The 11,559-nt window shown below is 39.3% G+C and carries 10 protein-coding genes and 2 pseudogenes; 5 read left to right on the top strand and 7 right to left on the bottom strand.

The features are described from left to right. The first annotated feature begins 55 nt into the window (after window positions 1-55). From B3J29_RS11005 to B3J29_RS10995, 3 genes are all read left to right on the top strand, one after another. Window positions 56-1,213 carry an iron-containing alcohol dehydrogenase gene (locus B3J29_RS11005; protein WP_004812142.1) on the top strand — a complete coding sequence of 386 codons (1,158 nt, stop codon included), beginning with the start codon at window positions 56-58 and terminating at the stop codon, window positions 1,211-1,213. Window positions 1,214-1,288: 75 nt separating this feature from the next. Beyond that, window positions 1,289-1,966: a type 1 glutamine amidotransferase domain-containing protein gene (locus B3J29_RS11000; protein ID WP_004761253.1), complete on the top strand. Its 678-nt coding sequence runs from the start codon at window positions 1,289-1,291 to the stop codon at window positions 1,964-1,966. Between the two features lie 203 nt (window positions 1,967-2,169). After that, window positions 2,170-3,297, top strand: a complete 1,128-nt coding sequence (locus B3J29_RS10995) for an alkene reductase (RefSeq protein WP_004812143.1) — start codon at window positions 2,170-2,172, stop codon at window positions 3,295-3,297. Window positions 3,298-3,380: 83 nt separating this feature from the next. Here B3J29_RS10995 and B3J29_RS10990 read toward each other — a convergent pair whose 3' ends face one another. Beyond that, window positions 3,381-3,611 (bottom strand): hypothetical protein, encoded by a 231-nt coding sequence (locus B3J29_RS10990; protein ID WP_001087973.1) that lies wholly within the window; start codon window positions 3,609-3,611, stop codon window positions 3,381-3,383. A gap of 111 nt (window positions 3,612-3,722) precedes the next feature. Further along, a complete protein-coding gene (locus B3J29_RS10985; RefSeq protein WP_004281836.1) occupies window positions 3,723-4,331 on the bottom strand; it encodes a TetR/AcrR family transcriptional regulator in 609 nt (202 codons plus the stop codon). A gap of 143 nt (window positions 4,332-4,474) precedes the next feature. Between B3J29_RS10985 and B3J29_RS10980 the strand changes: the two genes are divergently transcribed. Together B3J29_RS10980 and B3J29_RS10975 are read left to right on the top strand one after the other, a co-directional pair. Further along, a complete protein-coding gene (locus tag B3J29_RS10980; protein ID WP_004812144.1) occupies window positions 4,475-5,494 on the top strand; it encodes an NADP-dependent oxidoreductase in 1,020 nt (339 codons plus the stop codon). Window positions 5,495-5,510: 16 nt separating this feature from the next. After that, the gene (locus B3J29_RS10975; protein WP_004812145.1) at window positions 5,511-6,149 is read left to right on the top strand and encodes a glutathione S-transferase family protein; all 639 of its coding nucleotides are present in this window, start codon (window positions 5,511-5,513) and stop codon (window positions 6,147-6,149) included. Window positions 6,150-6,706: 557 nt separating this feature from the next. Here B3J29_RS10975 and B3J29_RS10970 read toward each other — a convergent pair. The 5 genes and pseudogenes from B3J29_RS10970 to B3J29_RS10950 all read right to left on the bottom strand — a co-directional run. After that, window positions 6,707-7,035 (bottom strand): annotated as a pseudogene (locus tag B3J29_RS10970) (transposase); the annotation flags it as partial. 351 nt (window positions 7,036-7,386) lie between these two features. After that, window positions 7,387-7,872: a hypothetical protein gene (locus B3J29_RS10965; protein ID WP_004780074.1), complete on the bottom strand. Its 486-nt coding sequence runs from the start codon at window positions 7,870-7,872 to the stop codon at window positions 7,387-7,389. 56 nt (window positions 7,873-7,928) lie between these two features. Then, on the bottom strand, window positions 7,929-9,203 hold the full coding sequence (locus B3J29_RS10960; RefSeq protein WP_004812146.1) for an MFS transporter: 1,275 nt from the start codon (window positions 9,201-9,203) through the stop codon (window positions 7,929-7,931). A 72-nt stretch (window positions 9,204-9,275) separates the two neighbouring features. Continuing rightward, complete coding sequence (mqo, locus tag B3J29_RS10955) at window positions 9,276-10,910, bottom strand: malate dehydrogenase (quinone) (protein WP_004812147.1); 1,635 nt, start codon at window positions 10,908-10,910, stop codon at window positions 9,276-9,278. 435 nt (window positions 10,911-11,345) lie between these two features. Continuing rightward, window positions 11,346-11,559 (bottom strand): annotated as a pseudogene (locus B3J29_RS10950) (IS5/IS1182 family transposase); the annotation flags it as partial.

The following is an 11,559-nucleotide window of genomic DNA, read 5'->3' as shown; positions in this document are numbered from 1 at the left end:
TGATGAATAACGGTGGTTTTTCAAATCAATTATCTGATCATCCTAGGATAAAAATTTGCTGAATTTTAACTTTTATAATCCGACCCGCATTATTTTTGGTGGCGATACAATAGCTAAAATCAATGACTATGTGCCTACAGAAGCAAAAGTATTAATGTTGTTTGGTGGTGAAAGTGCACGTAAGAATGGTACTTTAGCTGAGGTGCGTGAAGCATTAGGTGCAAGAGAAATTCATGAATTTGGCGGAATTGAGCCGAATCCGAGTTATGAAACCCTCATGAAAGCCGTAGAGCTGATTCGAGAACAAAAGATAGATTTCTTGATGGCTGTCGGTGGTGGATCGGTAATTGATGGTACTAAATTTATTGCAGCAGCAGTCAATTATACAGGGGATACATGGGAGATTTTAGAAACCCATGGTACTAAAATTACTCAAGCTTTGCCTTTTGCAAGTGTACTCACCCTTCCGGCAACTGGTTCAGAAATGAATAGCGGTGGGGTAGTCACCAGAAAATCGACCCAAGCCAAGTTGTCATTTAGCAGTCCCTATGTTTTTCCGCAATTTTCCGTACTCGATCCGAATAAAACTTTTAGCTTGCCGACACGCCAGTTAGCTAATGGCGTGGTCGATGCATTTATTCATGTCATGGAACAGTACTTAACTTACCCTGTGAATGCACAAGTACAAGATCGTTTTGCCGAAGGTCTATTGCAAACTTTGATTGAGATTGGGCCGAAAATCTTGGAAGATTCAGCAGATTATGACACGCGTGCGAATTTGATGTGGGCTGCTAGCATGGCACTGAATGGGCTAATTGGAGCTGGTGTACCACAAGATTGGTCAACCCATTTGATTGGACATGAGCTCACGGCTTTACATGGTATTGATCATGCTCGTACCTTGGCGATTGTGTTGCCGGCCAATCTACAAGTGCGTCGTCAAGAGAAGCGAGAAAAATTACTACAGTATGCAGCTCGTGTCTGGCAGATTGTCGAAGGTGATGAAGAACAACGTATTGATACTGCTATTGCTCGTACTCGAGCCTTCTTTGAGGAACTTGGATTGCCGACTCGTCTTAGTGATTATGGGCTGGGGGAGACAGATATTGAGATCATCATTACGCAACTTAAATCACATAATCTTACACAGCTAGGCGAACATAAAAATGTTTCATTAGAGATCAGTCGCCAAATTCTCGAGATGAGCATCTAAGCTAAATGCGCGTATCTGGCATGCTCTGACCCTGTAACAATGCTCCTCAATCATGAAAATTATCGGAGAAATAACATGAAAATTTTAATCGTTTTAACCTCACATGATCAACTTGGCAATACTGGTAAGAAAACAGGTTTCTGGCTAGAGGAACTTGCTGCACCGTATTACACCTTTATTGACTCTGGTGCTGAAGTTACGCTGGCGTCGCCTCAAGGTGGGCAGCCACCACTAGATCCGAAAAGTAATTTAGCCGATGCTCAAACTGAAACCACTCATCGTTTTGAAGCAGATCCAACTGCAATGCAAGCATTGGCACAGACGCATAAACTTAGCGAAATTTCTGTAGCTGATTATGATGCAGTGTTTTATCCAGGCGGGCATGGCCCATTGTGGGATTTAGCAGAAGATCCGATTTCAATTTCTCTGATTGAACAGGCGATTCAGTCTGGCAAACCTGTTGCAGCAGTGTGTCATGCCCCGGGTGTTCTTCGTCATGTGAAAGCGAGTAATGGAGCGCCTTTAGTTAGCGGTAAATTAGTGACTGGTTTCACCAATACTGAGGAGGCCGCTGTAGGTTTGACTGAAATTGTACCATTTTTAGTCGAAGACATGCTTAAAGAAAACGGTGGTCATTATTCTAAAGTGGATGATTGGCAAGTATATGTTCAAGTAGATGGCTTGCTGGTTACTGGACAAAATCCAGCCTCTTCTGCTGCAACCGCTACAGCATTACTTCAATTGTTGAAATAAAGAGTAGCTAGTGTCTGTTGTGGTGCTTAGCAGTGAATAAAACTTCTGACTTTGAGCAACTGGCTCAATAAGCAAAATAACCCTCATTTAATGGTGAAGGGCCTGAGTGAATAGCTTTTCTTCCTTTATTTTTCTATATACAGGAAGGAAGGGTATTTTTTTAGTTTAGATCAATTTAGTCATGATTACTTGGATACAATGACATGAAGACCAGCAAACTTTTTCAAAACTTAAGCTTAGGCCCTTATGTTTTACAAAACCGTATTGTATTGCCACCATTAACGCGGTCGCGCAGTACTCAGCCAGGGAATATTCCAAATGACTTAATGGCAACCTATTATCAACAGCGTGCCGGGGCAGGATTTATGGTCACCGAAGGTACGCAAATCGAGCCACGTGGTCAAGGCTATGCTTGGACTCCTGGTATTTACAGCCCTGAACAGATTGCTGGATGGCGTAAAGTGACGGAAGCAGTGCATGCTAAAGGAGGCATTATTTTTGCACAGCTTTGGCATGTTGGGCGTGTTTCACATACATCTTTGCAACCCGATCATGCATTACCGGTCGCGCCCTCGGCTATTAGGGCTGATAGTAATGTTAAAGTCTTTATTGAGACCGGGCCCAATGCAGGGACCTTGGCTGATCCTTCCATGCCACGTGCTTTAAGCAATGCAGAGGTTAAAGAATTAGTGCAACTCTATGCTCAAGCAGCACGCAATGCCTTGGCTGCTGGTTTTGATGGGGTTGAAATTCATTGTGCAAATGGTTATTTGGTAAATCAATTTATCTCTGCACATAGTAACCACCGTGAAGATGAATATGGTGGATCACTAAACAATCGTTTGCGTTTTTTACGTGAAGTAGTAGAGGCAGTTGCTGAGGTGGTTGGTGCAGATCGTTTAGGAGTGCGTTTTGCCCCGCTATTTGAAAGTACAGAGGAAGATCGTGTTTACATAGGGTTGGTTGAAGATGATCCACATGTGACTTATATTGAAGCCATAAAAATACTTGAAGAAGTTGGGATTGCCTATTTATCGATTGCAGAAGCTGATTGGGATAATGCACCAGAACTTCCTCATGATTTTCGTAGAGATGTCAGAGACACTTTCAGTGGTCGGATTATTTATGCAGGTCGATATACGGCAGAAAGAGGGACTCGAATTTTAGAGGCAGGACTGGCCGATTTAATTGCATTTGGACGCCCATTTATTGCGAATCCAGATTTACCCGATCGCATCGTTAATGGCTGGCCGTTGAATACAGTAGATGCAAGCACTATGTATGGTGGGACGGAAAAAGGCTATATTGATTATCCAGCTTACGCAGATTAATCTCGACTAAGTGAGTTATTTTGCCAACCACAAAGGTTGGCAAAATAAGGGCTTAGGATTGCTGTTGCCAGCACAATTTCTTGTTAAAACAAATTCTTAAAATTTTTTAGCTGTGTAATGAGCCAACCTGCCAGTGGGAAAGAAATCAGTTGCGTTACTGGCACTAATACTATGACTTCAATCAACACCATCATCGGGAAACTTTGATGCTGAGTAATTGGCTTTAATAAAGTGAGTACTAGTAATAGTGTGGGATATAAGCCTAAATATCCGACTAAAATACGAGTCATGAGGGCTTTAGAAGGAGAATTCATTGCACGCTATACTCATGGATTGTAAATCGATCTAATAGCAATACATGAATAAGTAATCATTGGGTTGCTATCATAAACCATTAATTATGTTGTTGATATTTAATTTAATTTTTATGAATCTTCACTTTTTAATAGAAATTTAGTTGCTCTCAGAGCTTGATGTAATGGCGTTTTATCTTTTTGCAACTTACTCAGTAATGCTGCACCTAACCACATTTGGTAAAGTACTTGTGCCAACGTCGAGGCCTCAGTATCTGCTTGGATAGACTGATCCTGTTTTCCCAAATCAATTAAAGCAGCAATCCGTTGGATTACATCATCGACGCCAGCGGACATAATGGAGCGCATATCTTCAGATAGATCGGCAACTTCTGCGGCAAGTTTCACAATTAAACAGCTATCCGCCCAACCACACTGTGTTTCAGGATCTTCTATCCATAAATTAAAATACTCAATCAGCTTTTGATAAGGGGATTTATCACTACGCCATACATCATTTAAACGGACTTGGTAATTATCTACATAATGCTGTACCAATTCACATCCGAAAGCTTCCTTGGATTGGAAATAATGATAAAACGAGCCTTTGGGGATCTCACAGCTCTGTAAAATTTCCTGTAATCCTACACCAGTAAAACCTTTATGCAAAATCAGGTCTGAACTGGTGTTAAGAATGTGTAAGCGCTTCGCTTCAGACTTTTTAATAGGAGTAGGCTTCATATTAATTATTTACTCTATTGTAAAAAATAGACCAGTCGTATTGTTTTTTATTATAACTCATCTACAATGGATGTAAAGAAATTTTAATCATAATTTTTGATTGTGAAGAGAAATACTTCTAAATAAAACATGGAGTTATATGTGTGAAAACAGTTATTAATCAACGTATCGTTTTAGCTCAACGGCCAGTCGGTGAGCCAAAACACAGCGATTTTCGTATTGAGCAAGTTGAGCTCAATGAACTTAAACAAGGCGAAATGTTGTTAAAGACCATTTACTTGTCACTCGATCCTTATATGCGTGGTCGCATGAGTGATGCTCCTTCATATGCAGCACCGGTTGAAATTGGCGAAGTGATGGTCGGTGGAACAGTCAGTCAAGTGGTAGCCTCTAAAAACCCAAAATTCAAAGAAGGCGAGTGGGTTCTTTCAGGAAATGGCTGGCAGGGATACGCAATTTCTAATGGGACTGCATGTCAAAGCTTAGGTATGCAACCTGAACATCCATCTTGGGCACTGGGTATTTTGGGAATGCCAGGATTTACTGCTTATATGGGGCTGTTGGACATTAGTCAGCCTAAAGCCGGTGAAACTTTAGTCGTTGCAGCTGCAACGGGACCTGTTGGTGCTACGGTTGGACAGATTGGCAAAATTAAAGGTTGTCGCGTGGTTGGCATCGCAGGTGGGTCTGAAAAATGTCGTTATGCAGTAGAAGAGCTCGGTTTCGATGCTTGTATCAATCATCATGATGAAAATTTTGCAGAACAATTACAACAAGCAGTTCCCAACGGTATTGATATTTATTATGAGAATGTAGGGGGTAAAGTGTTTGATGCGGTATGGCCATTGCTTAACTCTGCGGCACGTGTACCGGTGTGTGGTGTGGTTTCCCAGTATAACGCTACCGAGCAAGCACAAGGGCCAGACCGTTTACCGGGCTTTATTTCCACCCTTTTAAAAAAGCGTATTCGCATGCAAGGCTTTATTATTTTTGATGACTATGGCAGTCAGTATCCGGAATTCTATCAGCAAATGTCTGAATGGTTGAAAGACGGAAAAATCAAATATAAAGAGCATATGGTGCAAGGTTTAGATAACACGATCAATGCTTTCAATGGTATGTTGAAAGGCGAAAACTTTGGCAAAGTCGTTGTAAAAATTTAAAAAAATAGGAATTATCATGATTACACTACATCATTTAGATCAGTCACGTTCTTTTCGCATTTTGTGGTTACTTGAAGAAATCAAGCAGCCTTATGAGCTGAAACGCTATTATCGTGACTCAAACACGCATTTGGCCCCTGACTCTTTAAAAACCATCCATCCTTTAGGGAAATCTCCAGTATTGGAATGGGATGGCAAAGTTATTGCAGAGTCAGGCGCAATCATTGAGTTATTAATTCAGAAACTTGCGCCGCATTTAGCACCAGATATGGATGAACCTACCTATGTCGATTATCTACAGTGGATTCATTTCTCAGAAAGCTCGGCCATGCTGCCATTTTTGTTAAAAACGTTTAATGCGATAGAAACCAAGCAGGGTACGAAGTTGGTATTTCTAGAAAATTATACTCAAGTTGAGTTCGATAAAGTATTTAGCTATTTAAATGAATATTTAAAAGATAAAGAATTTCTAGTGGCAGACCGTTTAACCGGTGCTGACTTTATGATGGGCTTTGGACTACATGCTTTAGTTTATCATATGGGACAAGGTGAAAATTATCCGCATATCCAACGTTATGTAGCAGGTTTAAGCCAACTACCTAGCTGGCAAGCCGCAGTACAAATTGAACAAAATGGTGTGAAAAGTCAAAAATAGCAAGATTGTTTTTTTAAGGCAATTGAGAAAAAGAATCATGATTGACAAGTACATCTGGTTATAAAATAAGCTGACATTTAGTTAAAGTAAACGCCTAATGAATTTCATCGGGCGTTCTTTATTTTAAAGATAAGGAATTACCATTATTTAAGACAAGTTTCGCCTATTCTTTCACTGCAAATTCCTATCAAAAGGGCTTGAATATCACGTTGGTTACGTTGAAAGATATAATCAACTTTTGAAAGAAAAGTGACTAACGCACGGCAAGATTAAATTATTCCTCGGGGGATTGAACAAGTGATCTACATCATTTTACTAACATAAACACATATACGTAAAAATCACGCCCCAGTTTAACTGGCAATAGTTTTTGAACCCTTGTATAAAAGCTTAAACGAATCTAGCAAGTCTTTATTTAATGTCAATACTCATCCAGTATTGAGGTTTTTTATCTTTTCTTGCCTGTGATCTAGGTTGTAATACTCTAATTTCATACTCACCTGAAGCAGGTAAAATATAAAGACCATTATTATCAAGCTCTGGAGAATATTCTCCAAGATTGCAATATCAATATGCTTTTGTCTTCTACAAAGCGTGGTGTACGAATATCACTGATATTCGGGGCTGCTCATCCGCAAAGTTTAATCATACTTTGCACAAAGCCTGTGACCATACGTAAAGACAGACGGAATAAGGATTTAATCATTAAGCAGCATTGGATGGCTGCGTCGGAGTAGATTTGATTTCGTCCTAGTTTGCCTTTTGATGGAGCATACCATTGCGTAGCAGGATCAAACCAAATGGCAATGTTTCCGCAATGAATGCGTGCTCTGTTATATGCGGACCAATTGGTTGTGCGGTAAATTTTATGTGTATGCTTCTTCATTTGAAAATTATATTGCTGAAAAAGCCCTTAAGAACATCTTTGTGCAACAAAGCCGTTCGAGATTGTTATGATCTTTTTTGACGGAGAACAAATTTTCCCTGATCAAGCAAATAACTTTAAAATTTTCTTAATGAGCAAGATGGCCAATACTTATTAGAAGAAAAATCTTTTGTTTATGATGCTGAAAATGATCAATTTCTAGAATCTGATATACAGGCATTTTATTCTCTTTCGTCTGCAATTCCAGACTAGCAAGACCCGCCTTTTAAAGGCAGTTTTCCTATGTAATAACATGATAAATCAGAATTAGGATTGTAAATTTTTCACCCACCGAATTTTTTGTGCCAGCTGTTATAATGCGCCAAATTGCTGCCAAGTCTCATCATTATGTAAAGAGTCATAATAATTTTGCAGTTCTACTAAATCATAATATTGAATATAAGCTAATAGTAATAGGCCGAGGATCAGTCCAACTTTAAGACAACTAAGTCTATTTGGCTTTCTATATAAATTATCTATTCCAAAGGCAGTTAAAATTAAAGCAGGAACCAATACAATTGTTTTTAAATGGTTTAGAAAGTGAATTCCATGTGTATACAATAACCCAATAATAAGCAAAACTAACCCTAAACTGGTGTAAATACGGTCATGCAGAGAAGTGCGTAACGCGAAATTACATTGAAAAGCTAAAATAAAAGTTGCAAATAAATAAAAACCAGTTCCACCAATAATGAACGTATAAATTGCATTGAATAGGCAATAAGCCAACAGCACTGATAGTACGAAAGAATAGAGTTTGGTATAGAGAATATGTGAAAAGGGGAAAATCTGTTTCATAATTTGCTCTATTGAAAACTCACATCATATTAAAAGAAGATTTGAAGCTTAACATGCTATTCACTTTTTGCCACTGTGGCATGTTTTTTTAGTGTTGGAGATGGCTTGAATAAATGTCGCGTACGAGTAAAGCTTAGAACACAGATTATTAAACACAGCGTCCCTCCAATAAGTACTGCTGACACCACAGAAAAATAGCGCGTCATCAGGCTCATGTGTAGGGCACCGAGCTGATTGCCTGAAGTGACTAATATGCCATTTAAAGCCGCTACACGCCCTAATAGTGCTTTTGGGGGGAGTTGCTGTAATAAAGTTTGTCGAATGACCATGCTGATGCTATCAAAGGCACCGATTAAAACAAGGAAGAAGACTGAGAGCCAAACATGGGAGGATAGTGCAAAGGCTAAAGTACACAAAGCAATTGCAAAACTACTATAGAGCATATTTCTCCATGCATTTTGCATCGGAGAATAACAGGTCAACATCAACATCATGATACAGGCGCCAATAGCTGGTGCAGCTCTGAGTATACCTAAGCCTTCAACACCAAGATGCAGGATATCGTGTGCAAAAATAGGCAGTAAGATAATGACACTACAAAAAAGCATGGCGCCGAGATCCAGCAACATACTCCAAAACATTAGTGGATGTTTAAAAATAAACAAATAGGCTTCTTTCAAACTTTTGCTTAAATGCTGTTTATGGGGGCTAGGGAATTGACGAGGACTTAATCCGAATAAGCAGATGCTACCCACGCAACACAAGAAAAAAACAATAAAGAAGGTTTTTTCAAGCCCAAGTTGGCCGAGTAAAAGTCCTGCGCATAAAGGTGCTAAAATGCCGCCTATTTGCCAAATGAGCGCGGTCCATGTGGCTGCATTGCTATAGGCTGACTCGGGGGTTAGAAAAGGGCGTAATGAATTAAATGATGGGCTGTAAATGCCTCTAAGTATGCCTAAGCAAAAGATGAGGCTATAAATGCCGCATAAAAGTGTATTTTGTTGAATGTGCTGTTGTTGATACTGAGAAAAAAGAACAATAAATAATAATGGAATTAAAGTGCTACAGCTAAAACTCCACTGCACAATTTTTTGTCGGTTATAGCGATCAGCCCAGTCGCCACTGATCAGGGAGAGGCAAATAAAGGGGAGTAACTCAATTAAGGCAATCATGCCAAGGCTGAGTGGATTTTGAGTGAGTTGATAGATACTATAGGCAATGACGACTTCTTGAATCATGATGGTTAGAATTAAGCACAACTGATTGACACTCAGAAGTGAAAAATCACGTGAACGAAAAGCCAAAAAAGCATCGGAATGGAAAAGCGACATAAATAGAATAGTTTCAAATATGAATTAAAAAAGGATGGCGCAAAGTCCATCCTTTTTAGGGTTTAAAGCAGATTACTGTGCTTTTGCTACCGCAATAGTTTCGTCATTTGCAGCTTTAGCCATAGGTGTATATTTCAAACCAAGGGTTGTGCTGGTGTATTGGCGAACTTGGTCAAGAAGCACAGGATTAGTGCTGAGTTCTTGTTGGTACGATTTTACAATTTCATGTAATTTCGGATTCCATTTACCTGCTACTTGCTGAGGGAATGCTTTTTCAAGCAAGCTCAACATAATATAAGGGGAAGTTGAAGCACCAGGAGACGCACCTAATAGGGCAGTCACAGCACCATCTTGTGATGCAAAAATCTCGGTACCAAATTGCAAGCTTGCAGGTTTGCCTGGTTCTTTCTTAATGATTTGAACACGTTGACCACCTTGATTCATGCGCCAGTCTTCTGGTTTTGCATCAGGATAGTATTTTTTCAACTCATTAAAACGGTCTTCATCGGTCATCATGACTTGGCTAACTAAATATTTCACCAAATCAAGATTTTCCATACCTACAGCGGTCATTGGTAAAACGTTGTTCTTAGTGGTTGATTTCAATAAATCAAGCTGAGAACCTTGTTTTAAGAACTTGTTTGAATAAGTTGCAAATGGACCAAACAACACATATTTTTTACCGTCGATATAACGTGTATCAATATGTGGAACAGACATTGGCGGTGCGCCTAATTCAGCACGACCATAAACTTTTGCAGTATGACCTTCAGTGACTTTTGGGTTGTCGGTCATTAAGAACACGCCACCTACAGGGAAGCCAGCATATTGCTTCGCTTCTGGTAAGCCTGTCATTTGTAAAAGTTTAACCGCTGCACCGCCTGCACCAATAAAGACAAATCGCGTTTTCACGTGATCTGTTTTCCCTGTAGTGAGGTTTTTAAATGCAACAGTCCACGTTTTATCATCGTTTTGGCTAATGCCAGTCACTTCAGTCGATGTTTGTAACTGGAAATTAGGTTGTTTTTTAAGGTGATCGACCAATTGAGTGGTGATTGAACCATAGTTCACATCCGAACCTACATCCATGCGTGTTGCAGCTACTTTTTGTGCAGCATCACGGCCATTCATCACCAATGGTGCCCATTGTTTAATTTCAGCAGGATTCTCAGAGAATTTCATGCCATAAAACATTGGGTTTTTAACCATTGCAGCGTAACGTTTTTCGAGGAAATTCACGTTATCACCCCAAACGAAAGCAATATGCGGTACAGGGTTGATGAAACTATTTGGTCGTCCCAAAACACCTTCTTTGACTTGATAAGACCAGAACTGTTTTGCAACTTCAAATTGTTCAGCCACTTTTACAGCTTTGGTAATGTCCATTTTCCCATCTTTTTCAGAGGTGTAGTTCATTTCCATAAAGCCAGAGTGACCTGTGCCAGCATTATTGAAGCCGTTAGAGCTTTCTTGTGCAACTTTGTCTAGGCGTTCATACATGCGAATTTGCCAGTTTGGCTCAAGTTCACTAAGATATGTGCCTAGGGTTGCACTCATGATGCCACCACCAACTAAGACTGCGTCAACGACAGGCTCATTGCTGGTGTTTTGAATTTTCTTAGACGCGATAGGTCTAAATAAAAAGATTAGTGCTGCAATAATAAGCAGAACGATGAATACCAATAGGTATTTTAAAAATTTGTTCATGCGATTATGACCATGGAGGGCAGGTTTGGATCGCTTTATAGCGAAGACAAGAATAACAATTATGGTGATAGGAACACTTGTAAAGAATTAGCTTAGAGAATTGAAGTAATACTCAAAATTACAAGTATGCAAAGATTAACGTTCGAAGCTATCACACATTTTTGATTGATGGATATTTTAGACTAAATATGTATTGACTTAGTAATTTTTATTGTAAATGAACATAATTAAAATATAAATACCAATGATGTTTATTCTTGTTTATTGGTTTTTATTTTAATTCAATATCTGGTTTAAAAAAAATCAGATGTTGAATATTTATACAAATACTCAGTAATTTATTAAAAAGAAGCTTATAACTTGTTTCAAGGTTACTTTCCAACGGCTTTATTGCACAAATATTTGAAAGGCAAAGCGCCCCTAATTGAGCCAAATTTAAGGCGTAACTTGGGTAAGTGGTCGACCTAATTCCGTAAATCTATTAAGGACTGCTACACGTGCATGAAGCTCATTGACTTGGCTATCAAAACTTCTTGTACTGAGTTTATCTCCTAATAATTTAATGCAGCGCATCTTAGTTTCAACTAAACTTCGCCGATGATAGCCTGACCATTTTTCCATAGTGTCTACCTGAGATACCGTCTTGGTA

The sequence above is a fragment of the Acinetobacter sp. UBA5984 genome (assembly GCF_002429925.1).
In the GTDB taxonomy this organism is placed as follows: domain Bacteria; phylum Pseudomonadota; class Gammaproteobacteria; order Pseudomonadales; family Moraxellaceae; genus Acinetobacter; species Acinetobacter variabilis.
Note: the sequence above shows the minus strand (reverse complement) of the source record. Positions and strands in the feature narration are given on the sequence as shown.

Excerpts from the sequence above, each read along its gene's own strand:
- B3J29_RS11000 (WP_004761253.1), top strand. The coding sequence starts at position 1,289 with ATGAAAATTTTAATCGTTTTAACCTCACATGATCAACTTGGCAATACT.
- B3J29_RS10965 (WP_004780074.1), bottom strand. The coding sequence starts at position 7,872 with ATGAAACAGATTTTCCCCTTTTCACATATTCTCTATACCAAACTCTAT.
- B3J29_RS10990 (WP_001087973.1), bottom strand. The coding sequence starts at position 3,611 with ATGAATTCTCCTTCTAAAGCCCTCATGACTCGTATTTTAGTCGGATAT.
- B3J29_RS10995 (WP_004812143.1), top strand. The coding sequence starts at position 2,170 with ATGAAGACCAGCAAACTTTTTCAAAACTTAAGCTTAGGCCCTTATGTT.
- B3J29_RS10985 (WP_004281836.1), bottom strand. The coding sequence starts at position 4,331 with ATGAAGCCTACTCCTATTAAAAAGTCTGAAGCGAAGCGCTTACACATT.
- mqo (WP_004812147.1), bottom strand. The coding sequence starts at position 10,910 with ATGAACAAATTTTTAAAATACCTATTGGTATTCATCGTTCTGCTTATT.
- B3J29_RS10975 (WP_004812145.1), top strand. The coding sequence starts at position 5,511 with ATGATTACACTACATCATTTAGATCAGTCACGTTCTTTTCGCATTTTG.
- B3J29_RS10960 (WP_004812146.1), bottom strand. The coding sequence starts at position 9,203 with ATGTCGCTTTTCCATTCCGATGCTTTTTTGGCTTTTCGTTCACGTGAT.